Below are 23,029 nucleotides of genomic sequence, written 5' to 3' on the forward strand. Positions count from 1 at the left end.
AGGAGTGGTGACCGCCCGTGTCACCGCCACCGGCGCCGAAATAGCCGCCGCCAGCGCCGCTGCTGCCAAGGCCTCTGCCCCTGCCTCGGCGCCGGCCGGCAGCACCGGCGCCTTTGCCGCTGCGGTTGCTGGTCATGGCCAGACCGATGAGCACCAGTACGACCAGGGCGCTCACGACGAATACGACGAAGCCAAACACAGCGGCCTCCCTCCGGCGCGGCGGCCCGCCCGCCGCGTCAGTGCTCATAGGACGCACGTGCGGTCGAGGTGGTTCAGGGGCCGGAGGGCCGGCGGATCTCAGTCGCTGGAGGAACCGCCCCCGCTCGAACCGCCACCGCCGTCCGAGCTCGAAGACGACGAGCCGCCACTGTCGTAACTCGATGAACCGCCGTAACTCGATGAACCGCCGCTGTCGTAGCTGGAGGCGCCGCCGTACGGATCGTTGCTCCCCGGTGAAGGGTGGTGGCCGCCGTGGTTGTACGGGGCGTCGTACGGGTTCCCTGCGTCGTAGGGGCTCTGCCCATGTCCGGGCTGTGGGTGCCCATATCCGGGCTGCGGGTGCCCACCGGCCTGCGGGTGACCGTACCCGGGCTGCGGCGAGGCGTAGCCGGGCTGCGGGTGGCCCTGACCCAGCTGCGGCTGGCCATGGCCCTGCTGTACGGGGCCATGGCCGGGCGGGCGGTAGGGCCCCGAGGTGCGCTTGGAGGACTTGACGACGGCGATGAGCACGCCGACTCCAGCGATGATCACGACGAGAAGGGCAAGAACGATGAGGAGCGCGACATAACCCATGGGTCCACCTCACTGTCGGGGGTTCTTCATGACCGGTGCGCGACCGTCGCGCCCGAGGGTCACATGACGGTGGCTCCGGGGACGGGGCCACTGGCTCGGACGACGGACTTGGCCACGCCCTCACCGGCCAGGACGGCCGCCAAGTCGGCCGCGTGCTCCACGTTCTCGGCGAGGAAGGCGCAGGTGGGGCCGGACCCGGACACCAGCGCGCCGATCGCGCCGGCGTCCTGGCCGGCGGTGAGGGTCCGGCTCAGCGAGGGGCGCAGGACCAGCGCGGCGTCCTGGAGATCGTTGCTCAGGGCGGCGCCGAGGGCCTTGGCGTCGCCCGTGGCGAGGGCGGCCATCAACTCCTCGGACACCTCCGGCCAGGGTGCCTCCTCGCCCTGCGCGTCACGCAGGCGGTCGCACTCCGCGTAGACGGCCGGGGTGGACAGACCGCCGTCGGCGGTCGCGAAGACCCAATGGAACGTGCCCCGGGCGAGCGCGGGGGTCAGCTGCTCCCCTCGGCCGATCCCGATCGCCGTACCGCCGAGCAGCGCGAACGGCACGTCGCTGCCCAGGCCGGCGCCGAGCTCCATGAGATCGTCGCGGCTCAGCAGGGGTTCGTCCGGGGAATCCCACAGGCGCGCACAGGCCAGCAGGGCGGCCGCGGCGTCCGCGCTGCCGCCCGCCATGCCGCCGGCGACGGGGATGGCCTTGCGGATGCGGATCGCCACCGCGGGCTCCACACCGAGCCGGTCGGCGACGAGCACGGCCGCGCGGGCGGCCAGGTTGCCGCCGTCGGTCGGCACTCCGTCGACCGCCACCAGGGAGCCGCGTGCGGTCTCGACGGTCAGCGCGAGCCCGTCCGCCGGAACGGCCGTCACCTCGTCGAAGAGCGAGACGGCGTGGAAGACGTTGACGAGGTCGTGGTACCCGTCGTCGCGAAGCGGCCCCACACTGAGCTGGAGGTTGACCTTCGCGGGCACGCGCACGGTCACAGCTGTCACGAGACCGAAGCGTACGGGACCGGACGCCGGATGGCCGAAACGGGGCGCTCAGCCGCCGCTGGTGACCGGGAGGTTGCGGGGGTTGAAGTAGGGGGTGGTGGCGAACTCGCGCAGCGCCGAGACGGCGGCGCGGTCGCCGGTCACCTCGTACTTGCGGCGCCGGTCGCGCTGCTCCTGGGCCTGCTCGTTGGAGTTGAAGTAGACCACGGCCTTGATCTGCGGGTTCTGCAGGGTCTGCGCGGCCTTGCGGAGCCACTCCGCCCGGCGGGTGCCGTACGACTGCGGCACGCCGAACTCCGCGACCATGACGGGCTTGGGATGTTCCCGGACCCACTCCATGAAGATCTTCAGCGTCTCGGACATGTCCCGGTACTCGAAGTCGCCGCCGGGCTGGGCGTCCACGCAGATCCAGTCGACCTGGTCGTCGCCCGGATAGAACGGCTGCGCGCCGCGCGAGGTGAAGCCGCGGGCCGTGGGGCACCAGACCCATGCGACGTTGTCGACCTTCTCGCGCTTGAAGATCGTGCGCAGATGCTTCCAGGCCGCGATGAAGGCCTCCGGCGAGTGGACCTTGGTCCGCAGGCTCGTCTTGTCCATGTCGCGCTGCCAGCGCAGGAAGATCGGCTTGCCGGTGTTCTTGATCGCTCGGGCCCGCTCGCGGATGAGCGCGTCGTGCTTGCCGGTCACGATCTCGCGGGTGTCCGTGCCCGACCAGGTGAGCAGCATGGTCCGGTCGCCGCCTTCGAGCAGGGCGGTGTCGACCTTGCGGGGAAAGTCGGTCTTCCAGCCGAGGTAGCTCTGCACGATGTCCACCCGGCGGCCGAGATCGCGCTCGAAGCCGGTCAGCGCGGTCATGCCGTCCTTGGCCTCGAGCTCGTCCGGCTCCGGGGAGCCGGTGGTGGACGGCGAGGCCTTGGCGGACGGGCGCTTGGTCGGCGTGGCGTACGCGGGCCCGAGGAGCGGCGGGACCCAGGCACCGAAGTACGCGCCCTGGGCCGGCGGTGTCGGGGCCACCCCGGCCCGCGCCGTCACCGTGATCTTCGGTGTCGCGGTGCTGTCCTCACTGCACCCGGCCCCCACCAGGGCGCCCACCACGGCCATCCCGCCCAGCGCCGTCACCGCGGGCATCATCGCCTTCGTCGCGGGCGCCGTCACCTTGGTCGCCCGCGAGCGCGCCTTCACCATGCTCCTCCGCCTCATTCTGATCCTTAGCGCCCCCAGGACCATACTGGGCAAGGCAGGCGAATGCGGCCACGTCCAGAGTCTCGCCACGAGTCCGGGGATCAAGCCCTGCGGCGCGCAGCGCCCGTTCGGCCTCGGCCGCGGAGCCCGCCCAGCCCGCCAGCGCGGCGCGCAGCGTCTTCCGGCGCTGGGCGAACGCGGCGTCGACCACGGCGAACACCTCCTCCCGGCTCGCCGTCGTGGCGGGGGGCTCCCGGCGCGTGAACGCGACCAGGCCCGAATCCACGTTCGGCGCCGGCCAGAACACCGCGCGTCCCACCGGTCCGGCCCGTCGCGCGTCGCCGTACCACGCCAGCTTCACCGACGGCACGCCATAGATCTTGCTGCCGGGCGCCGCGACCATCCGGTCGGCGACCTCGGCCTGCACCATCACCAGGACGCGCTGGAGCGACGGCAACTCGGCCAGCAGATGCAGAACGACCGGAACCGCCACGTTGTAGGGCAGATTGGCCACCAGCGCCGTCGGCTCCGGCCCCGGCAACACCACCGCCTCACCCCGCGCGGAGCCCCGGCCGCCCCGCTTGGGCACAGTGGTTCTGGACGCGGCGGTCCCGGACTCGGCGGTCCCGGACGCGGCAGTGATCCGGAGGGCATCGGCCTGGACCACTTCCAGGCGGGCGGCGAGTTCGGGGGCGCGCCGGGCGACGGTCTCGGGGAGTGCCGCGGCCAGCGCCGGGTCGATCTCGACGGCGGTCACGCGGCGTACTTCCGGGAGGAGCGCCAGGGTGAGCGACCCCAGGCCGGGACCCACCTCGATCACCACGTCTTCCGGTGTCAGCTCTGCGGCGCGGACGATCCGGCGGACGGTGTTGGCGTCGATGACGAAGTTCTGCCCGAGCGTCTTGGTCGGCCTGATGCCGAGTCGTCCGGCCAGCTCGCGCACGTCCGCGGGTCCGAGCAGCGCGTCCGTGTCCCTTGTGTCCCCCACCTGATCAGTCTCTCAGGTCCCCGTGGCCGATGAAGGTCCCCTTTATGTGAAGAGGAACTTGCCACAGTGCGGCCACTGGCCCTGCCACCTGCCGTTCACCTTGTTGTAGAGCATCTGGGCACGGTAGGTCTGCTCGGCCGGGCTCGCGTTGGTCGGCAGCCCCGTGCCGCCGACGGACGCCCAGGTCGCCAGCGAGAACTGGTAGAGCCCGTAGTAGCCGCCCGCGGAGTTGACCGCCTTGGGGTTGCCGCCCGACTCGCACTTGGCGAGGCCGGCCCAGTTGAGCCGGGCGGCGGACCCGGCGGAGGCCGACTGCGGGCCGACGGCCACGATCTCCGCGACCGGCTTGCGCTTGACCTTCTGGTCGATGATGATCTTGACCTTCTTGCCGCGACGCTTGACCCAGGCCGTCTGGACGACCTTGATGCCCGGCTTGCCCTTGCGCAGCACCTTCTGGCTCCACGGCGGCAGCTTGGAGCTCTTCTTCTTGACCGTGGGCGGCGGCGTCTTCACGTTCTTGGTGACCGGCGCCGACAGCAACCGCAGCACCTTGATCATCTTGGTGGTGGCGGCGGGCGCCTCCAGCGGAGGCTTGACCAGGTTGTGCTTCCCCATCTGCACCTTGGCCTGGGCGAGCACCTCCTGGACGGTCGCGCCTGTCGTCATCGTCTCGGAACGCTTCCCGTCGACCACGAGGACGACCTTGCGCGGCGTCGGGGCGCTGACCTTGGGCGCGTCGGCGACGGGCGCCGTCGGCGCGGCCTTCGCGCCACCGCCGCCACCACATCCAGCGACGAGCAGCGCCGCGGCGACCAGCAGGGAAATCGCGGGGGGAGTGGAACGCACCTTGTCCTCCAGGACCGCCGGCAGGGCCCGGGGGTGCCCTTGCTCAACGGCCAGACCTTAATGGCTTCCCAAGCGGCACACCAGCCACTTGGAAAGCTCAGTCCCGACAATTCGCGCTGAACCCTGATCGTTTCGGTCGCGTGTGAGCATTGAAGGCGAGTCGGGACGACCTGCGATGAGTTCGGGGCTTGCTCCGGGTCTCCATTGGTGAACATCCGACCTTGGAGGACGTGTGGATCTGCCTATCGGGAGCATTCTGCTGGCGAGCGCCGAGCCTGACCGGCTGCGCGCATGGTACGAGCAAGCCTTCGACATGAAGGCGGATGGGGACGGCTTCCTGCACTTCGGTGGGGTGGGCGTGCTCATCGACGGGCGGGACGACGTGGCCGCGCGGGCGGCCGAGCCGGCGCGGATGATCCTCAACCTGCATGTGAAGGACGCCCACGCGCTGGTGGAGCGGCTCGACGGGCTGGGCGTGACCTGGATCGCCGAGCTGGAGTACCGGGAGACGGGCGGGGCGTGGTTCGCGACGCTGGCCGACCCGGACGGCAACATCCTGCAGCTCATCGAGTTGGGCCCGGACTACATGCGGCTCCGGCGCGAGCGGCTGGGCCACGGGCACACCGGGCTGCTCGGCGCCGCCGCCGTGGCGACACGCCTGCCCGCGCAGGATCTGGAACGTGCACGGCGCTTCTACGCCGAAAAGCTGGGGCTGGAGGTCGCCGAGGAACGTCCTGGCGGCCTGCTGTACAACCTCCGGCAGGGCAGCTTCGTGGTCTTCCAGAGCACCGGGCGGTCGGCCGGAGAGTTCACGCAGATGGCCTTCAGCGTCGACGACCTCGATGCCGTCGTCGCCGAGCTGCGGGACCGGGGCGTGGAGTTCGAGGAGTTCGACGTTCCCGGGCTCACGACCGTCGACGGGATCGTGGAGGTCGAGGGCAACTACCCGTCCAAGGGCACCCGTGAGCGCGGCTTCTGGTTCCGTGACAGCGAGGGCAATCTCATCGGCGTCGGTCAGTCGATCTAGCGGTGTGTCGAGACACGGCCTGACGGCGAGGGCCGCGGATGGCATCCGCGGCCCTCGCCCTGGACGGTCAGATGCCGCGCACCGCCGCGATGGTGAACGGCACCTCGGGGGTCCCCGGGCCCAGCGGGCCGCCCTTGTCGAACTGCGAGCGCACCACGTACAGAACGCCGTGCCGGCGGACGAGCGTGGTCGGGAACTGCAGTGCCCTGTCGGCCACCCGGCGTTCGAGGCGGGCCGCTGAGCCGTCGGCGGTCACCCGCCACCGGCTGATCGCGTAAGCGGTGTTGTGGGCCGCCCACAGCCGGCCGTGCTGGATCTCCAGTCCGTCGGCGTGGAACATGTCGCCGCCACTGAGGCGAACCTTGCGGATGGCGCTCGAAGCCAGGTCGAGACGGTAGAGGTCGCCGCCCGTCAGGTCGACGGTGAGCAGGTACCGGCCGCGCGGGTCGGCGACGATGCCGTTCAGGGTGAACGCGTCGGGCGCGTGCGGCTCCAGGGCCCCGGCCAGGTCGAAGCGCGGAGTCAACGTGGCCCGCCCGCCCCGGGCGACCTCCCGCGGGGTGACGCGGTAGACCACGGCGCGGACGCTGTCGGTCAGGTAGGCGCTCCCGTCGGGACCGATGGCGACGTCGTTGACGAACCTCGGGCCCGCGCCGGGAACGTCGAAACGGGCCAGCAGGCGGCGGGTCCGGGTGTCGTACACCGTGACGCCCGCCGTCGAGTCGGTCACCCACAGCCGCCCGGCCCGGTCGACCCGCAGGCCGTTGGCGGTGTGCCTCGCGTCCGTCCCCGCGGGCAGGAAGACCTCCGCGACCCGGCGGCCCGGCGTCGTCCGGTAGATCGTGCCGTCGGCGTACGAACCGGCGTAGAGGGCCCCGCTGCGTGGGTCGGTGGCGATGCCCTCCGGGTAGACCTTCGCGCCGGGCAACTCGTACGCGGCGGAGACCCGCACCCGCGACTCCGCCTGCGCGGCGGGAGGCGCCTGGAGGGACACGGCGGCGAGGGCGGCTGCCCCGAGGGCGACGAATCGGCGCATCAGCATCTCAACTCCATCATTCGCTACTTTCCTTAGAACGCATACGAACGATAATTAGAACTCTAATGCTCGTCAAGGGCCTAACCGAGAAGCCCGTTATCATGCGGAGGTGACGTCGATGCCGGCCCGCGAGCGCCTGGGCTCCTATCTGAAGCGCGCCGAGCAGGCGCTCAACGCGACCAAGAACTCGGTGTTGAAGCCGGCCGGCCTGACGGTGCCGCAGTACGCGGCGCTGCTCTCGCTGTCGGAGAACCCCGGCATCTCGGCCGCCGGCCTGGCCCGGCTGTGCGCGGTCACCCCGCCGACCATGAACACCGTGCTCAAGAACCTCCAGGAGCGCGGCCTGGTCGAACGCACGCCGCACGAGTGGCACCGCAACGTCCTGGAGACCCGGCTCACCGCCAAGGGCGAGAAGACCCTGGCCGACGCCGACGCCCGCGCGGTCAAGGTCGAACGCGGGCTCTCGGCCGAGTTCACCGAGGCGGAACGCCAGACGCTGATCGACCTCCTGGAGCGCTGCGTCGGCTTCCTGGAATCCGCCCGCCACCCCGACCAGGAGTAGTGGATCATGGAGTCTCGCCCCTCGGGAGGAGAAGCATGCCCACGCACCTCGGCACGGTGGCGGCGATTCGCCGCCATCCGGTCAAGTCGATGCTCGGCGAAGAGATCACGGCGGCGGACGTCTCGCCCGGCGGCGTCACCGGCGATCGGGCATGGGCACTCATCGATCGGGAGACCGGCAAGGTCGCCAGCGCGAAGAACCCGCGCCTGTGGCGGTCCCTGCTCACGCTCTCAGCGACGCTCCACGACGGCGCGGTGCGGATCGTTCTCCCCGGCGGCAAGACCGTGCACAGCACCGACGCCGACATCGACGACGTCCTGTCCGCGTTTCTTGGGCGTCCCGTCACGCTGACCAGCACACCGCCGGCAGCCGCGACGCTCGACCGGGCAGTTCCCGAGGAAGTGCTCGCCGCCGGCGTCACCGCCGAGGTCGAGGCCGAAGAGATCACCCTCGGGCTGGGCGCCCCGCCCGGCGGGTTCGTCGACTTCGCACCCGTCCACTTGATCGGCACCGCCACGCTGGCGGCGATCGCCGCCGCGAGCCCGCGCGGCACCGTGGAGCCCGTCCGCTACCGGCCCAACCTGATCATCGAGACCACCGGTGCCGCCTATGGCGAGAACGGCTGGACGGGGCGCGAACTCGCGATCGGCGACGAGGTGATCCTCCGGGTGCTGGCTCCGACCCCCCGGTGCGCGATCCCCACCCTCGAACACGGCGAGCTTCCCCGCGACCCCGCCGCCCTGCGCGTCCCCGCCGCGCACAACCGCGTAGAACCTGTTGAGGGCCTCGGCCTGCGGGCCTGCGCCGGCGTCTACGCCGACGTCGTCCGCTCCGGGCGCGTACGGCAGGACGACGGCGTCACCCTGCTCTGACAGCGCCGGGGCCCGTCTACCAGGGGCCGAAGACGCGTTCTCCAGTGGTGGCGATCGCGGTGCAGAGATCGGCGACCTCGACGCCCTTGACCTCGGCCATGAAGCGCACGGTGTGCGGGATCAGGTACGAGGCGTTGGGCTTGCCGCGGTGCGGGATCGGGGTGAGGAACGGGGCGTCGGTCTCGACCAGGACGAGGTCCAGCGGTGCGACGCGGAGGGCGTCGCGCAGCGGCTCGGCGTTCTTGAAGGTGACGTTGCCCGCGAAGCTCATCACGTAGCCGAGGTCGGCGCAGACCTTGGCCATCTCGCCGTCGCCGGAGAAGCAGTGGAAGACCACCGTCTCCGGGGCGCCCTCCTCGCGGAGGATCCGCAGCACGTCGTCATGAGCCTCGCGATCGTGGATGACCAGGGCCTTGCCGGTGCGCTTGGCGATCTCGATATGGGCGCGGAACGAGCGGTGCTGGTCGTCCTTGGGCGCCCAGTCGCGGTAGTAGTCCAGGCCGGTCTCACCGATCGCCCGGACGTTGGGCAGCTCGGCGAGCCTGGCGATGTCCTCGATCACGGCGTCGTCGATGCCCGTGGTCTCGTTGGGGTGGATCGCCACGGCGGCGTAGACCGCGTCGTGCGTGGTGGCGGTCTCGGCGGCCCAGCGGGAAGAGGGCAGGTCACAGCCGATCGTGACGATCCGCGTGATGCCCGCTGCCCGCGCGGCGGCCACCTGCTCGGCCACGGGCGTCTCGACGATGTCGAGGTGGCAGTGGCTGTCGAGGACGTCGACCGGGAGGCGATCCGGCAGCGGCGGCACCGCCCTGGCGGCCAGCCCGCCCCCCTCCTCCGCCGTCATTCGCCCTCCAGCCGGGCCAGCTCCTCGTCCACGATGGACTCGTCGAGCTTCTTGAACAGCGGGGTCGGCTTGGCCAGCGGCACGCCCGGCTTGATCGGCTGTGACTCCCAGCGCGCCTTGGTGTCGTAGTCGCCGGTCAGGATCGGGTAGTCGGGGCCGCCGGACTCGGAGACGACCTCCAGGCGCGGCTTGCCGCTCCACTCGCCCTCGCCGCCGAGCATCTCGAAGACCTTCTGCGACGACTCCGGCAGGAACGGCGTGAGCAGCGACTTGGCGTCGTCCACGACCTGCAGGGCCACGTGCAGCACGGTGCCCTTGCGCGCCGGGTCGTCCTTGATCTTCCAGGGCTCCTGCGCGGACAGGTAGCCGTTGGCCTCGCGGACGACGTCGAACGCCTCGGTGACCGCGTTCTTGAACCGCGACCGGCCCAGCTCCGCGCCCACCGCGGCGAATCCGGCCTTCGAGCGTTCGAGCAGCGCACGGTCGGCGTCGGTCAGGTCGACGGCCGCGGGGATCGCCCCGAACTCCTTGGCCGCCATGTTGATCGACCGGTTGACGAGGTTGCCCCACTGGGCGACCAGCTCGTTGTTGTTGCGCTCGCGGAAGTGCTGCCAGGTGAAGTCGGTGTCCTGGTTCTCCGGGCCGGCGACCGCGATGTAGTAGCGCAGCGCGTCGACGTCGTACCGCTCCAGGAAGTCCTTCACGTAGATGACGACCTGGCGGGACGAGGAGAACTTGCGGCCCTCCATGGTCAGGAACTCCGACGACACGACCTCGTCGGGCACCTTGAGCCGGCCGAGCGAGCCGGGGGTGCCGCCCTTGTCGCCCTCGCCGCTGTATCCGAGCAACATCGCGGGCCAGATCTCGGCGTGGAAGACGATGTTGTCCTTGCCCATGAAGTAGTACGAGAGGGCGTCGGGGTCCTGCCACCAGGCGCGCCACGCCTCCGGGTCGCCGGACCGGCGGGCCCACTCGACCGAGGCGGAGAAGTAGCCGATCACCGCGTCGAACCACACGTACAGCTTCTTGGCCGGGTTGTCGCGCCAGCCGTCGAGCGGGATCGGCACGCCCCAGTCGAGGTCGCGGCTGATCGCGCGCGGCTGCATGTCGTCCAGCAGGTTGAGCGCGAACTTGAGCACGTTGGGCCGCCAGTCGCCCTGCTTCGAACGCAGGTAACGGCCCAGCACCTCGGTGAACGCGGGCAGGTCGAGCATGAAGTGCTCGGTCTCGACGAACTTCGGCGTCTCGCCGTTGATCCGGCTGACCGGGTTGATCAGGTCGATCGGGTCGAGCTGGTTGCCGCAGTTGTCGCACTGGTCGCCGCGCGCGCCGTCGTAGCCGCAGATCGGGCAGGTGCCCTCGATGTAGCGGTCCGGCAGCGTCCGGCCGGTGGACGGAGAGATCGCGCCCATGGTGGTCTTGGCGAAGACATAGCCGTTGTCGTAGAGGCCCTTGAAGAGCTCCTGCACGATCGCGTAGTGGTTGAGCGTCGTGGTGCGGGTGAACAGGTCGTAGGTCATGCCCAGCCCGAGGAGGTCCTCGGCGATCACGCGGTTGTAGCGGTCGGCCAGCTCGCGGGCGGTCAGGCCCTCCTTGTCGGCCTGCACCTGGATCGGGGTGCCGTGCTCGTCGGTGCCGCTGACCATCAGGACCTTGTTGCCCGCCATCCGCTGGTAGCGGCTGAACATGTCGGCGGGCAGCGCGAATCCGGAGACGTGCCCGATGTGGCGGGGCCCGTTGGCGTACGGCCAGGCGGGCGCGGTCAGGATGTGTCGGCTCGACGAGGACATGAAGTCAAGAGTAGAGGGAGCCTCCGGCACCGCCGAACCGATATCGCCCAGGGCGCATGTTCCCTGAAAATTTCCTGAGAGTCTCTCCTGGCCACTGGCCTCTGACCTGGGCTGCTGACATCATCAAGCACCGAATGGGCAGATCGAGGCCGTACGCTGACGAGCGCCCCCCTCCGACCCGTCGAGACCCCGGCAGGCATGACACAGAGCACACTGCGCACGCCCGACACCGGTCGGAACGCCGCAACGGCGGCCCCTGAGGCGCCGCGGCGGCCCGTTCCTCCCTGGCGGTCGCTGCCCGTACGCCTGCTGCGCCGCGGCGCGGTCTGGAAGTCGTTGCTGGTCGCCGCGGCCAGCCTGCTCGTGCAGTGGATGATCATGCCGCCGCCGCTGTACGCGGACCCGTTCTACGTCTTCACGGCCGGGAAGCTCTGGCCGCACATCCCGCTCGGCCAGGAGCCCTTTCTCGACGTTCCACACCAGATCACCCGGATGGGGCTGGTGCTGCCGACCATGGTCGCCGAACGGCTGCTCGGCGACGGCCAGGCCGCCTACAACGCGGTCGCGGCGCTCGGCGGCTGCATGTTCTTCGTGGGCGCCTTCCTGGCCGTCCGGTCGCTCTTCGGCGACACGGCCGGGCTGGTGGCCGCACTGGTGCTGGTGGTGCACCCGTTCTTCATCCTGGTCAACCCGTACGGCAGCGAGGTCACCTGGGCGACCGGGGCGATCCTCCCCGACATGCCGGGCGCGGGACTCTTCGCGATGGGCGTGGCGGCGCTGGTCAGCGCGAGCCGGCGAACGGGCCGGCGCCAGACCCAGTTCCTGGTCCTGGCGGGGCTGTGCTTCGGCTGCGCGTTCCTGGCGCGGGAGTTCCTGGCATTCCTGTACCTGGCCATCCCGGTCTTCGTGGTCCTCCTGCGCCTCCCGCTGCGCAAGGTAACCTTCATCGCGGCGCCGATGCTGGGCGTGCTCGCCGCCAACCTGATCCACAACGCCCTGGTGTTCGGCGATCCGCTGACCGAGCTGCGGTCGGCGGCCGGCCACGGCGGGATGCCCGCCGAACCGATCACCCGGCTGGACTCGCTGAGCTCGTTCCCCCGCGCGATGTACGAGTGGGACCCGCTCGGCACGATCTTCATCGTGGCGCTGGCGCTCAACCTCGTGGGCCTGCTGGCCACCAGGGACCGGCGGCTGGCGTTCACGCTGGTGTGGTTCGCCGCGCTCTGGATGCCGCTGACGCTGATGTCGGGCACCGTCGATCCGACGGACATCTCGCTGCGCGCCTGGCTCGTCCGCTACTGGTTCGCCGTGCTGCCCGCCCTGGCGGCCGGCGGCCTCGGTTCGCTGATCTTGCTGACCCGGCAGTTCGCGCTGCCCGCCGCCAGGCGATTCGTCGTCCCGCTGGCGGGCCGTGCCTGCACCCCGCTGGCCGACCGCCTGGGCCTCCCCGAGCAAGGCCGCCGCGTGCTGGCCCGCCGCGCCGGAGCGGTGGCCGCCGGTGCGCTCGCGGTCGCCGTCGCCGCCGCCTACCTCGTGCCTGCCGGGCTGCAGATCGCCGAGCAGCCGCGCGACCGGGCTTGGAACGAGCTCCGGGTCTGGCTGGCCGACGCGGAATCGCGGGAGAAGTCCCAGGTGGAGACGATCTGGGCCGACGAACGGCTCGGGCAGACGCTGACGTTCTACACCCAGGACGTATGGGGCGAGCAGGTGTGGGACGGCGAGATCCGCACGTTCCGCCAGATCGACGGTGAACTTCCCGTCGCCGCGGTGAACGGGCCGCTGCTCTACACCGAGTGGAAGGGCCAGGAGCCGCCCAGCTCCAACGGCGTCCGGCCCAGCACGGCGAGCGGCTGGGAGCTGGAGTGGCGCTCCTCTGACGACGTGCTGGAGCTCTGGGACCGCCGCTAGGAGGTCGCCGCCTCCTGCTCGGCGGGCTCCTGCCTACCGGCGGGCTCCTCGGTCTCCGCCTTCCGGTGGCGGACGAACGTGAGGGCGGCGGCCAGGCAGGCCAGCGGCAGCGCGGGCATCGCGTACCGGTGGTCGAAGCCGAGCACGGCCACCGGCGCCACGAGCAGCGCGACCGTCATTCCCCACGGCAGCAGAAGGGTGCGCCGGATGCCCGGCGAGCCGCCGCGGCGACTGACGACGCCCCAGGCTCCCAGCAGGAGCACGATGAGAAGCGCCGGGCCGGGAATGTGGACCTTGTACGCCGCGAGCCAGCCCGCGTACGGCTCGACCGAGCGGGTGCCCTCGGTGACGCCGGAATCGTAGGCGAGAGCGGTGTCCCTGGCGCCGGGCTCGTCCGACAGCGGGACGGTGCCCGTCGTGAAGTAGTAGACCGGCGGCAGGCGCTTGGGGTGGGCGACCGCGGGATAGGCGAACGTCCGCGACACGTCCACGGTCACGGCCCACAGGTAGTCGAGCGGCTGCGCCATGATCGCGCGAATCGCGAACGACCGGGCCAGGTCCTCGTTGGCGGTCCGGCCGGGCGGCCGGTTGATCTCGCCGATCCAGTAGTACTCCGAGGCGGCGTCGGTCTTCACGCCGTCCGGGCAGAGCTTCGCCTCGGCCGGCGGCGGCTTGACCTTGTCGCAGTCCACGAACGTCCGCGTCCGCGCCCAGAGCGAGGCGCCGTCACCGCCTGCGAGCTTGAACCGCCCGTACTCGGAGTGGTACCAGGTCGCGTACGAGACGATCGGAACGGCCGCCAGCAGCGCCGCGACGACCAGCGAGCGCCAGGCCACCCGCCGCACCGCCATCCAGATCAGCACCAGCACCAGCAGCGGCAGCGCGATCGTGCGGACCAGCGCGGCGAACGCCAGCAGCAGCGAGGCGCCCGTCGCGGCCCGCCAGGTGATCTCGGGCGACCACAGCAGGACGATGACCGCGGCGGTCACCAGGAGCATGAACAGGGTGTCGGACAACACCGCGTGCTCCAGGTGGAGCAGCTCGACGTCGAACAGCGGGGCGATCATGGCCAGCGACGCGCCCCACGCGGGCAGGCCCCGGCGCCGGAGCACCGCGTACCCCAGCACTCCCACGGCCAGGCCCATCAGGTGCTGGAGCACGATGATCAGCGGGATGTTGTGAAACGGCTTGAGCAGCCACAGGAAGAAGCCGTAGCCGCCGGGGTGCAGGTTTTGCGCGGGATGCGGTTCGAGCGCGAACCGCAGGTATTCGTACGAGTCGTACCAGTACATCTCGCCGGGCCGTTGCCCCAGCAGCGCCAGCACCCGGACCGCCACGGCCAGCGCGATCACCCCGGCGAACAGCCGGTGGCGGCCCAGCCAGGCCCGCAGGCGCAGCAGCCGGCCGCGTCCGGGCTCCGGCTCCGTGGCCTGCTCGGAGCCGGTCAGCACATCGGTCACGGGGCGGCTCCAACGAGGGCGGGCTCGGCGGATCCGGGCCGGTCCCCTTCAGGCTCCCACTGGCGGCGAGCCCAGGGCAGCGCGATCACGATCGCCGCGACGACGATCAGGCCGCTCATGTAGTAGTACGGGGCGATGTCGTTCCAGTTGCGGAGCAACGTCATCACCAGATAGCCGGCCCCCGCGTACAGGCTGATCACGATGCTCATCAGCCAGGTCCACCGGGCGGGCCGGGCGGTCGCGTACGGCATCGCCCACTCCAGGTACTGCACGCCGTGCGAGGCGGTGGCCACCTGGAAGGCCGAGGCGCTGACCATGGCGATGTCGACCGGATGGGCTCGGCGCCACCACCACACGGCCGCCGAGATCGCGGCCAGGGTGAGCACCGTGCCGATGGTGCCGATCGTCTGGGTGAACGGGTCGTGCAGGAGCTCGGCTTTGGGCACCGGGTTGAGCCACAGCAGCACCGAGCTCCAGCCGAAGGTGCCGACGACGGGGTGATAGCCCAGCATGACGCTCATCACGTCGGGGAGCTTCGACACGGGCGTGCCGACGGTCAGCGGCATGGTGACGAAGAGCGCCACGAGGACCCCGCCCATGGCCCCGACGAGCTGCACCCGATGGCGCCAGGTGGGCAGAGCGATCAGCAGCGCGGGCAGGAAGAGCGCGGGCCAGGTCTTCACCGAGATCGCGAGAGCGATGAGCATTCCCGCCAGCAGCACCCGGCGGGTGGTCAACGCCGCTCGCTCGCCCCGCAGGATGAGCACGAACGCGCCGAGCGCGAAGAGCAGGCACAGCGGCTCCATCTGCCCGTGCACCGCCGAGACCAGCACGGTCAGCGGGTTGACCGCGTACAGGAACCGCGCCGTGGAGCGGAACGAGGGCGCGGCCAGCAGCCCGACCAGCGCGACCACGCCGAGGTCGAACAGGATCGGCCCGATCCGGCTGACCACCATCCACGGCACGTCGAACTGCCGCTCGACGAAGACGTTGCCCGCAAGGAACAGCGCGTAGGTGGGCAGGTAGTTCCAGCCGGTCTGCGGCGCGTTCAGGATCGGATCGCGGTGCTCCAGCGCGTTGACGCCGGCCCGGTGGAAGTCGATGTTGAGGTCGTACGGCTTGAAGTCACCCGCGACCAGCAACATCAGGACCCGGAGGCCCAGCGCCACCAGCAGGGTGATCTTCAGCGACGGCCCCCAGCCACGCCGCCAGCCGACCAGGAGCAGAGCGGCGCACAGCGCGAAGACCGCGAGCCGGGCCGCAAGATCCAGGGGGTCGACGATCATTGACATGTGTCAGGGGTGGTCAGTCGCGGTGGGCCTGCTCGGCCTTCGCCTGCTCGGTCTTCGGCTGCTCGGCCTTCGCGTCCTCGGCCTTGGTCTGGTCGACGGCCTCCACCTTGCCCTCGGCCTTGCCGCGGGCAAGCATCGCGTCCTGCACGGTCGAGTCTTCCGTACCGGGCTCGGTCGCCGGGTGCGAGGAGCGGCGGATGTTGAGGATCGAGAGGAAGAAGGTGCCCAGCAGCGCCTGGAAGCTCATCATCAGGGCGGTGGCCGACGGCACCACGAGCCGCAGCGACTCGCGCGGGTCGAGCTCGCCGAAGCTGCGCAGCTGCCAGTGCGCCAGGGAGGCCACGAGGCCCGCGAGGCCCAGCACGGCCAGCACGCCGGAGATCACCAGGCCGCGTTCCAGCGACCAGGACTTGAGGAAGCTGCCGACCCGGGCGGTCGGCGGCAGGAAACCCTCGGCGACGCCGTACGCCTTGGTGAGCAGCGCGAACAGCACCGCCTGGAACCCGATCACCATCATCGCCGAGGCACCGACCAGCGTGTCGACGTCGAACGCGATCTCGCCGACCGTCACCGGCCCGAAGGACAGTGCGATCCCCGCGCCCAGTCCGAGCGTCATAAGGACGAGGCCGGGAATCAAGAACAACCACCGCGGGCTGTAGAGCAGGAGGAAGCGCAGATGCCGCCAGCCGTCCCGCCAGGTGTTGAGGTGCGGGGGCCGCGACCGGCCGTCCACGGCCAGCGTGGTCGGCACTTCGCTGATCTTGTAGCCGAAGAGGGTGAACTTCACCACCAGCTCGCTGGCGAACTCCATGCCGCTGGACTGCAGGCCCAGGGACAGCGCCACGTCACGGCGGAAGCCGCGCAGGCCGCAGTGGAAGTCGCCGATCTTGCTCTTGAAGAACAGCCGGCCCATGTAGCTGAGCACCGGGTTGCCGAGGTACTTGTGCAGCGGAGGCATGGCCCCGGGGGCGATCCCGCCCTTGAACCGGTTGCCCATGACCAGGTCCGCGCCCTTGCGCAGCTCGTCGACGAACGGCTGCAGCGAGGTGAAGTCGTAGCTGTCGTCGGCGTCGCCCATGATCACGTACTCGCCGCGGGCTGCGCGGATGCCGCCCATCAGGGCGTTGCCGTATCCCTTGCGGTCGACATGGACGACCCGGGCGCCCGCGGCCTCGGCCAGCGCCTGACTGCCGTCGGTGCTGCCGTTGTCGGCGACGACGACCTCACCGTCGATACCGTTCTCCTTGAGGCACTCGACCGCCTTGCGCACGCAAGTCTCGACGGTCTCGGCTTCATTGAGACACGGCATCACTACGGTCAGTTCCATGTCGACTCCTTATTATCCCCTCGGATACGGGATCTGGGGATTTCGACTAATCTTGGCACGGCGCGCGGACGGACTCAGGGCCAATGAGGGTACCCGTATCACCTGTTCTGGACCGCGGTACACCGCGAGTAACGACGAATCCCGCCATCTTGTTGTCAAGCCGCAACTCGAAGACGAGCGCGGCCCGGTCCGCGGCCGACAGGCTGAGTAACATGCTACGGGTTTCCCGGGGGAGGTATTGGCGCCTTGACGTTCGCCGCTGATGCCGACGCGCGCGCCTCGGGCCCGACGGACCTGCTCGACACGCCTGAGCAGGCCGAAGACCTCGGCGTCGACGACTCCTCCAAGGGCCGCGAGCACCACGGCACCGATGCCGCGCCACGCCGCCGGGGGCTTTCCGCGGCGGGCGCGCGGGTCAAGCCGTTCCTCTCCGGGCACTGGCCGTTCTTGATCATCTTGGCCGTCGGCCTGTCACTGCGTGTGATCACGATGCTCGGCTACCGCTGGGCGATGTGGTTCAACGACGCGTTCCAGTACGTGCAGACCGCGATCGAGAACGAGCCACACATCGTCCGGCCCAACGGCTATGTCTTCTTCCTGCAGGCGCTGGAGCCCTTCCACTCGTTCGCGCTGGTCACGACGGTCCAGCACCTGATGGGGCTGGGCATCGCGGTCATGATCTACGCGCTGCTGCGGCGGCGCCTGGGCGCGCGCCGGTGGGTGGCCACGCTCGCCGCCGCCCCCGTCGTGCTGGACGCGTACCAGATCCAGCTCGAACACATGGTCCTCTCGGACGTGCCGTTCACCTTCCTGATGACGGGCATGGTGACGCTCATCCTGTGGTGGCGGGACATCACCATCGTCCGCGGCGCCGCGCTGGGCACGCTGCTGGCCCTCACCGTGCTGACCCGGTCGGTCGGCCTGGCCCTGGTCTTGGTCGTGCTGGTCTATCTGGTGATTCGCCGGGTCCGCTGGACGGCGCTGGCGGCCACCCTGATCGCCTGCGCGCTGCCGCTCATGGGCTACGCGGCCTGGTTCAAGTCCGAGCACGGGAAGTACGGGCTGAGCAACAGCAGCGGCCCGTTCCTGTACGCGCGGGTGATGAAGTTCGCGGACTGCCACAAGATCAAGAACCTGCCGGTCGAGGAGATGCCCCTCTGCACACAGGTCCCGGCCACCGACCGGCCGTCGTCGCAGTTCTATGTGTGGGGCAACTCTTCGCCCTTGCTCCGCCTTCCGGGTGACATGTTCAACAATGACAAGAGCGCCGAGGCCGGCCGGTTCGCCAAACGCGCGATCCTCGCCCAGCCCGGCGACTATCTGCAGGCGATGGCGTACGACGTCGTACGTGTCTTCTTCTGGAACCGAACAGTCTTTCCAGACAAGTTCACTTACGACCTCTACCAGTTCCGCACCACGGCAGACCCCAATCCCGACTGGGCCGAGCCTTTCACCGAAGCCTACGAGCACGGCGCCTCCGACACCCGGGTGGTCGAGCCGTTCGCCGGTGTGATGCGCTTCTACCAGAAGTGGTTCTACCTGCGCGGCACGCTGCTGGGCATGATCCTTCTGGTTGCGGTGGCGGGCCTGATCCGCCGGCGTGACTGGTTCGGCCGCGCTCTGCTGCCCCTCGGCGCCGTGGCCGGGCTTCTGGTCACCCCCGCCGCCAGCGCCGAGTTCGACTACCGGTACGTGATACCCGCGATCCCGATGGCCTGCCTGGCCGCCGCGCTCGCCTGGACTCCCGGCCGCCGCGCCGCCAACGCCGCCCCCTCCAGCTCCCGCCTCGGCCGCTCCGTGCGGGCGCGGCGCGAGTCGGCGTCGAGCTGACGGCCCGCCGCATGACGTCCACCGAGGCACCGCCCGTCGAGCCGGAGTCCACCGGCCGCCCTGCCGCGCCCCGGTCCACCCGGAGGCCGGCGGCGCCGGCGTGGTGGACCGCCATCCTGGACCCGGCGGCGCCGCGCCCGCCGGTGAAGGAGCGGCTGGCCGCACTGGTCCGGCGCCATCCGGTCTTCGCCGCCGTGCTCGCCGTCGCCGCGCTGATACGGATCATCGCGATGATCGGCTACCAGCCCGCGCTGTTCTTCAACGACAGCTACGACTACATCGAAGTGGCGATGCGGCCCTATCCGCATCCACTGCGGCCCGACGGCTACGCCCTGATGTTGCTGATCCTCCGGCCGTTCCACAGCTTCGCGCTGGTGACGGGCCTGCAGCACCTGATGGGCCTGGCCATGGGAGTCATGATCTACGCGCTGGCGCGCCGGCGCTTCGGGCTGCCCGGGTGGGGCGCCACGCTGGCCACGCTCCCGGTGCTGCTCGACGCGTACCAGATCCAGCTCGAGCACCTGATCCTCTCCGACACGCTGTTCACCTTCCTGGCGGTCACCGCGGTCTGGCTGCTGCTCTGGCACGACCGGCTCACCTGGCGGCTGGCCGCCGCGCTGGGCCTGCTCGCGGGGTTCTCCTGGCTGACCCGTTCGGTCGGGTTGCTGGTGCTGCTCGGTCTGCTCACGTTCATGATCATGCGCCGGGCGGACCGTCGGATGATCATGGTGATGCTGGCCGCGGCGCTGCTGCCGATCGTGGCCTACATGGGCTGGTACAAGATCGACCACGGCAAGTTCGCCATGACCGAGAGCAATGGGATCTTCCTGTACGCGCGGGTCTACAAGTTCGCCGACTGCCACCGGATCAAGGATCTGCCGGTCGAGGAGATGCCGCTCTGCACCGAGCTGGTCAACCGGCTGCCCAACTCCCAGGACGGCATCTGGAACGCGGGCTCGCCGCTGGCTCGCTACACGGGCAAGAAGTTCAGCCCGGAGACCAACGCCACCGCCAACGACTTCTCCAAACGAGTGATCATGGCGCAGCCGGGCGACTACGCCCGCGTCGTGGCCAAGGACTTCCTGCGCGTCTTCGCATGGGAACGCACGGTCTTCCCCGACCGCGCGACCTACCAGCAGTACGAGTTCGGCTCGAAGACCAGCGACCTGCCCAAGTGGATGCACGGTCCCACCGCCGACAAGGCCGTCCACTACGAGGACGGCCGGGTCAGCCCGCGTGCGGTGGAGCCGTTCGCGGGCTTCCTCCGCGTCTACCAGAATGTCTTCTACCTGCGTGGCACCATGGTGGCCATGATCCTGCTCGTGGGCCTCGCCGGGATCGGCGCGATGTGGCGGCGCCTGGGCGGTGCAGGGCTGCTGCCATGGGCTCTGGCCACCGGGCTGCTGCTGGCGCCCGCCGCGACCGCCGAGTTCGACTACCGCTACGTGCTCCCCGCGGTGCCGCTGGCCTGCATCGCCGCGGCCGCCGCGTGCTCTCCCAACACGCGTGGGCGGCTGCGCGCTCTGCGCCGGTCCCGATCGGCCGAACGGGCGCCGTGACGTCGCGCCACCTGGTCGCACACCGGTCGTTCCTCGTCGTGTTCAGCCTCGGCGCGGTGCTGCGCGTGATCACGATGGTGGGGTTCGCGCCGACCCTGTGGTTCAACGACAGCTACGACTATGTCCGGATCGCGCTTGATCCGTTCCCGCACCCCATCCGCCCGGCGGGCTATGGCATCTTCCTCTGGCTGCTCAAGCCGTTCCACAGCCTGACGCTGGTGATGGCCTTGCAGCACCTCATGGGTCTGGGGATCGGCGTCGCCATCTACGTGCTCCTGCGGCGCTACGGGCTGCCCGCCTGGGGAGCGACTCTGGCCGCCGCGCCCGTGCTCCTGGACGCTTACCAGATCCAGTTGGAGCAGATGGCCCTGTCGGACACGTTGTTCCTCTTCCTGGTCGTCTGCGCGTTCACAATCCTGATGTGGCCACGGCAGCACCGTCCACCGGCCCTTGGCTGGTGTGCACTGGCCGGGCTGCTGCTGGCGTTGGCGACGCTGACGCGGGCGATCGGACTGCCCGTCCTGCTGCTGACGCTCGGCGTCCTGGTGCTGTGGCGGGTCGGCTGGCGCAGGCTCGGGGTGGTCGCGGTCGCCGGGATGCTGCCGCTGGCCGCGTACACGGCCTGGTTCCACGCGGAGAACGGGCAGTACGCGCTGACGCGCACCGACGGCGTCTTCCTGTGGGGACGCACAGCCGAATTCGCCGAGTGCGCGAAGATCAAGCCGCCGCCCGACCTGGCCGCGCTCTGCCCGCCGGGCGAGCCCGGCAAGCGCCGCGCCTCCTCCAACCAGGTCTGGCACGAACACTCCCCGATCGGATGGACCTACGGCGAGGTCTTCTCCCCCGAGCTCAACGACCGGGCGATGCGGTTCGCGCTCGACGCGATCAAGGCGCAACCGCTGGACTACGTGCAGGCCGTGCTCTACGGCGCGACCGTCCGGACCTTCTGGGTGACCCGCTCGCCCTATCCCACGGCGTACGTCACCGACCTTTACGAGTTCCCCGAGCATCCAAAGCCGCCGCCGGGCTGGGCGGTGTACGGCGGCGGGACTCCCGCCTCGGTGACCGCCGAATACGAGCAAGGGCCGGCGGCCACACACGCGGTCGAGCCGTTCGCCACGGTCATGCGCGGTTACCAGCAGGTCGCCTACCTGCCCGGGATCGTGCTCGCGGGCATCCTGCTGCTACCGGCGGTGCCCTGGTGGCGCCGACGGCGGCGCGGCGGCGCCGACGGCGGCGCGGAAGCCGGCCGTCCGGGCAGATCGCGGGTCCTGATGCCCTTCGGCGGGGCGGTGGCCCTGCTGGCGGTACCGCCGATCACCACGGACTTCGACTACCGGTACGTGCTCGTCGCGGTACCGCTGGCATGCCTCGCCACCGGGCTGGCCTTCGCCACCGGCCGTCCGGGATCCGCGGGGCCGTCCGTAGCCCCGCTACCAGGCGTGCAGACGCCGGAGCCGGAACACCAGTTCTAGATCGTCACCGCGGTGCGCCAGCGGGACGTCCGATCGTTTGGCCCACGGTGCCGGGAGGGCCTTGACGTTCTGGCTCTCGCAGTTGGGGCACACATGATCGGTCCAGGGCGTCGTGCAGCGATGGCCGTCATGCTCGTACACCACCGCCTCTCCGCCGTGCCCATCGGCGGTATGCCGGGCCTCGAACTGCTCTTCCCACGTGGTGGAGCAGCACAGACACTCGTAGACCCAGCTCTCGTGGCTCGACCATGCGTCGCGCACGGCCCCCACCCCCTCGGTGACTGCCACATCGCGCTCTCACCTTCCAGTGTCCTCCCGCACGACCAGGCAGTACAACAGGGGACGGTCACGGATTCCTGGCGGCCACCACGGCGTCGTAGACGACGCGCTTCGGCACGCCGTTCTCCTTGGCCACCTCCCCGATGGCCTGCTTGCGCGGGGTCCCGGCGGCCTCCCGCGCGGCGACCGCCGCGGCCAGGTCGGCGGGCTCGGACAGTCCCTCGGGTTCCGGAGCGCCGCCGACCACCAGGGTGATCTCGCCCTTGACGTTCTCGTCCGCCCAGCCGGCCAGCTCGCCCAAGGGGCCGCGCCGTACCTCCTCGTAGGTCTTGGTGAGCTCGCGGCAGACCGCGGCGGGCCGGTCAGTTCCAAAGGCCTCCGCCATCACCGCGAGCGTGGCGGCCAGCCGGCGCGGCGACTCGAAGAAGACCATGGTGCGCGGCTCGTCGGCGAGCGCGGCCAGCCGGCGGCTCCGGTCGCCCGGCTTGCGCGGCGGGAAGCCCTCGAAGCAGAACCGGTCGGTGGGCAACCCGGAGACGACCAGCGCCGTGGTCACCGCCGACGGGCCCGGCAGAACCGAGACCGGCACGCCCTCGGCCACGGCGGCCACGACCAGGCGGTAACCGGGGTCGGACACGCCCGGCAGCCCGGCATCGGTGATCACCAGCACGTTCCGCCCGGCGAGGAGCTCGCCGAGCAGCTCCTCGGCGCGGGCCCGCTCGTTCTGGTCGTAGTACGAGACCACCCGGGCCCGCAGGTCGACGCCGAGGTCGGCGGCCAGCCGCCGCAGCCGCCGGGTGTCCTCGGCCGCGATGATCTCCGCCTCGGCCAGAGCGGCGCGCAGCCGCGCCGAGGCGTCGTCGGGACGGCCGATCGGTGCCCCTCCGAGCAGCAGGGTCCCGGTTCCGTCATGTGTCGCGTCGCCCGTCACCACGCCATTCTCCCGCTGTCCCAGCGCGCCTGGGCCCACA

General features: G+C 70.5%; 20 protein-coding genes. 7 read left to right on the forward strand and 13 right to left on the reverse strand.

The features are described from left to right. Positions 1-297: 297 nt before the first annotated feature. The 5 genes from F8566_RS50250 to F8566_RS32515 are packed head-to-tail and all read right to left on the reverse strand — an operon-like array spanning position 298 to position 4,797. Positions 298-792: a hypothetical protein gene (locus F8566_RS50250; protein ID WP_192809969.1), complete on the reverse strand. Its 495-nt coding sequence runs from the start codon at positions 790-792 to the stop codon at positions 298-300. A 59-nt stretch (positions 793-851) separates the two neighbouring features. Further along, positions 852-1,772, reverse strand: a complete 921-nt coding sequence (locus F8566_RS32500; protein ID WP_225993724.1) for a 4-(cytidine 5'-diphospho)-2-C-methyl-D-erythritol kinase — start codon at positions 1,770-1,772, stop codon at positions 852-854. Between the two features lie 57 nt (positions 1,773-1,829). After that, positions 1,830-2,912: a glycoside hydrolase family 26 protein gene (locus F8566_RS32505; protein ID WP_225993725.1), complete on the reverse strand. Its 1,083-nt coding sequence runs from the start codon at positions 2,910-2,912 to the stop codon at positions 1,830-1,832. Beyond that, positions 2,842-3,951 (reverse strand): 16S rRNA (adenine(1518)-N(6)/adenine(1519)-N(6))-dimethyltransferase RsmA, encoded by a 1,110-nt coding sequence (rsmA, locus tag F8566_RS32510; RefSeq protein ID WP_151565679.1) that lies wholly within the window; start codon positions 3,949-3,951, stop codon positions 2,842-2,844. Before rsmA ends, F8566_RS32505 begins: the two co-directional genes overlap by 71 nt. A 42-nt stretch (positions 3,952-3,993) precedes the next feature. Next, positions 3,994-4,797, reverse strand: coding sequence for a resuscitation-promoting factor (locus F8566_RS32515; protein ID WP_225993713.1), 804 nt, complete (start codon positions 4,795-4,797; stop codon positions 3,994-3,996). A 232-nt stretch (positions 4,798-5,029) separates the two neighbouring features. Here F8566_RS32515 and F8566_RS51690 point away from each other — a divergent pair, with 232 nt between their 5' ends. After that, positions 5,030-5,824: a VOC family protein gene (locus tag F8566_RS51690; RefSeq protein WP_225993714.1), complete on the forward strand. Its 795-nt coding sequence runs from the start codon at positions 5,030-5,032 to the stop codon at positions 5,822-5,824. A 67-nt stretch (positions 5,825-5,891) separates the two neighbouring features. Here the strand turns inward: F8566_RS51690 and F8566_RS32530 are convergent, their stop codons facing one another. After that, positions 5,892-6,866 carry an SMP-30/gluconolactonase/LRE family protein gene (locus tag F8566_RS32530; protein WP_225993715.1) on the reverse strand — a complete coding sequence of 325 codons (975 nt, stop codon included), beginning with the start codon at positions 6,864-6,866 and terminating at the stop codon, positions 5,892-5,894. A 112-nt stretch (positions 6,867-6,978) separates the two neighbouring features. Here F8566_RS32530 and F8566_RS32535 point away from each other — a divergent pair, with 112 nt between their 5' ends. Together F8566_RS32535 and F8566_RS32540 are read left to right on the forward strand one after the other, a co-directional pair. Continuing rightward, on the forward strand, positions 6,979-7,422 hold the full coding sequence (locus F8566_RS32535; RefSeq protein ID WP_151565797.1) for a MarR family winged helix-turn-helix transcriptional regulator: 444 nt from the start codon (positions 6,979-6,981) through the stop codon (positions 7,420-7,422). Between the two features lie 35 nt (positions 7,423-7,457). Further along, the gene (locus F8566_RS32540) at positions 7,458-8,294 is read left to right on the forward strand and encodes an MOSC domain-containing protein (protein WP_151565680.1); all 837 of its coding nucleotides are present in this window, start codon (positions 7,458-7,460) and stop codon (positions 8,292-8,294) included. 16 nt (positions 8,295-8,310) lie between these two features. On the opposite strand, the gene F8566_RS32545 is transcribed toward F8566_RS32540, so the two are convergent. Next, positions 8,311-9,138 (reverse strand): TatD family hydrolase, encoded by an 828-nt coding sequence (locus F8566_RS32545; protein WP_151565681.1) that lies wholly within the window; start codon positions 9,136-9,138, stop codon positions 8,311-8,313. Continuing rightward, a complete protein-coding gene (gene metG, locus F8566_RS32550) occupies positions 9,135-10,928 on the reverse strand; it encodes a methionine--tRNA ligase (RefSeq protein WP_151565682.1) in 1,794 nt (597 codons plus the stop codon). Before metG ends, F8566_RS32545 begins: the two co-directional genes overlap by 4 nt. Positions 10,929-11,126: 198 nt before the next feature. On the opposite strand from metG, the gene F8566_RS32555 reads away from it, so the two are divergent. After that, a complete protein-coding gene (locus tag F8566_RS32555) occupies positions 11,127-12,836 on the forward strand; it encodes an ArnT family glycosyltransferase (protein ID WP_151565683.1) in 1,710 nt (569 codons plus the stop codon). On the opposite strand, the gene F8566_RS32560 is transcribed toward F8566_RS32555, so the two are convergent. The 3 genes from F8566_RS32560 to F8566_RS32570 are packed head-to-tail and all read right to left on the reverse strand — an operon-like array spanning position 12,833 to position 16,915. Continuing rightward, the gene (locus F8566_RS32560; protein ID WP_151565684.1) at positions 12,833-14,296 is read right to left on the reverse strand and encodes a hypothetical protein; all 1,464 of its coding nucleotides are present in this window, start codon (positions 14,294-14,296) and stop codon (positions 12,833-12,835) included. The genes F8566_RS32555 and F8566_RS32560 overlap by 4 nt on opposite strands. Further along, positions 14,293-15,588: a glycosyltransferase family 87 protein gene (locus F8566_RS32565; RefSeq protein ID WP_151565685.1), complete on the reverse strand. Its 1,296-nt coding sequence runs from the start codon at positions 15,586-15,588 to the stop codon at positions 14,293-14,295. Before F8566_RS32565 ends, F8566_RS32560 begins: the two co-directional genes overlap by 4 nt. A gap of 13 nt (positions 15,589-15,601) precedes the next feature. After that, positions 15,602-16,915, reverse strand: coding sequence for a glycosyltransferase family 2 protein (locus F8566_RS32570; protein ID WP_151565686.1), 1,314 nt, complete (start codon positions 16,913-16,915; stop codon positions 15,602-15,604). Positions 16,916-17,161: 246 nt separating this feature from the next. On the opposite strand from F8566_RS32570, the gene F8566_RS32575 reads away from it, so the two are divergent. From F8566_RS32575 to F8566_RS32585, 3 genes are read left to right on the forward strand one after another with little or no spacing between them, the layout of a single operon-like run. Beyond that, complete coding sequence (locus F8566_RS32575) at positions 17,162-18,745, forward strand: phospholipid carrier-dependent glycosyltransferase (protein WP_151565687.1); 1,584 nt, start codon at positions 17,162-17,164, stop codon at positions 18,743-18,745. Between the two features lie 11 nt (positions 18,746-18,756). After that, positions 18,757-20,304 (forward strand): hypothetical protein, encoded by a 1,548-nt coding sequence (locus F8566_RS32580; RefSeq protein WP_225993716.1) that lies wholly within the window; start codon positions 18,757-18,759, stop codon positions 20,302-20,304. After that, the gene (locus F8566_RS32585; protein WP_151565688.1) at positions 20,301-21,779 is read left to right on the forward strand and encodes a phospholipid carrier-dependent glycosyltransferase; all 1,479 of its coding nucleotides are present in this window, start codon (positions 20,301-20,303) and stop codon (positions 21,777-21,779) included. The genes F8566_RS32580 and F8566_RS32585 overlap by 4 nt, the downstream gene beginning before the upstream one ends. Here F8566_RS32585 and F8566_RS32590 read toward each other — a convergent pair. Then, complete coding sequence (locus F8566_RS32590; protein ID WP_151565689.1) at positions 21,738-22,067, reverse strand: hypothetical protein; 330 nt, start codon at positions 22,065-22,067, stop codon at positions 21,738-21,740. The two genes, F8566_RS32585 and F8566_RS32590, sit on opposite strands and share 42 nt — an antisense overlap. A gap of 58 nt (positions 22,068-22,125) precedes the next feature. Continuing rightward, the gene (gene rsmI / locus F8566_RS32595; RefSeq protein WP_151565690.1) at positions 22,126-22,989 is read right to left on the reverse strand and encodes a 16S rRNA (cytidine(1402)-2'-O)-methyltransferase; all 864 of its coding nucleotides are present in this window, start codon (positions 22,987-22,989) and stop codon (positions 22,126-22,128) included. Positions 22,990-23,029: the final 40 nt, after the last annotated feature.

This window comes from Actinomadura rudentiformis, assembly GCF_008923185.1.
GTDB lineage: Bacteria > Actinomycetota > Actinomycetes > Streptosporangiales > Streptosporangiaceae > Spirillospora > Spirillospora rudentiformis.

What these genes read in the sequence shown, in the direction of transcription:
- F8566_RS32530 (WP_225993715.1), bottom strand. Translation starts at nt 6,866, where the DNA reads ATGCTGATGCGCCGATTCGTCGCCCTCGGGGCAGCCGCCCTCGCCGCC.
- F8566_RS32535 (WP_151565797.1), top strand. Translation starts at nt 6,979, where the DNA reads ATGCCGGCCCGCGAGCGCCTGGGCTCCTATCTGAAGCGCGCCGAGCAG.
- F8566_RS32580 (WP_225993716.1), top strand. Translation starts at nt 18,757, where the DNA reads ATGACGTCCACCGAGGCACCGCCCGTCGAGCCGGAGTCCACCGGCCGC.
- F8566_RS32505 (WP_225993725.1), bottom strand. Translation starts at nt 2,912, where the DNA reads ATGATGCCCGCGGTGACGGCGCTGGGCGGGATGGCCGTGGTGGGCGCC.
- F8566_RS32565 (WP_151565685.1), bottom strand. Translation starts at nt 15,588, where the DNA reads ATGTCAATGATCGTCGACCCCCTGGATCTTGCGGCCCGGCTCGCGGTC.
- F8566_RS32540 (WP_151565680.1), top strand. Translation starts at nt 7,458, where the DNA reads ATGCCCACGCACCTCGGCACGGTGGCGGCGATTCGCCGCCATCCGGTC.
- F8566_RS32555 (WP_151565683.1), top strand. Translation starts at nt 11,127, where the DNA reads ATGACACAGAGCACACTGCGCACGCCCGACACCGGTCGGAACGCCGCA.
- F8566_RS32545 (WP_151565681.1), bottom strand. Translation starts at nt 9,138, where the DNA reads ATGACGGCGGAGGAGGGGGGCGGGCTGGCCGCCAGGGCGGTGCCGCCG.
- metG (WP_151565682.1), bottom strand. Translation starts at nt 10,928, where the DNA reads ATGTCCTCGTCGAGCCGACACATCCTGACCGCGCCCGCCTGGCCGTAC.
- F8566_RS50250 (WP_192809969.1), bottom strand. Translation starts at nt 792, where the DNA reads ATGGGTTATGTCGCGCTCCTCATCGTTCTTGCCCTTCTCGTCGTGATC.
- F8566_RS32570 (WP_151565686.1), bottom strand. Translation starts at nt 16,915, where the DNA reads ATGGAACTGACCGTAGTGATGCCGTGTCTCAATGAAGCCGAGACCGTC.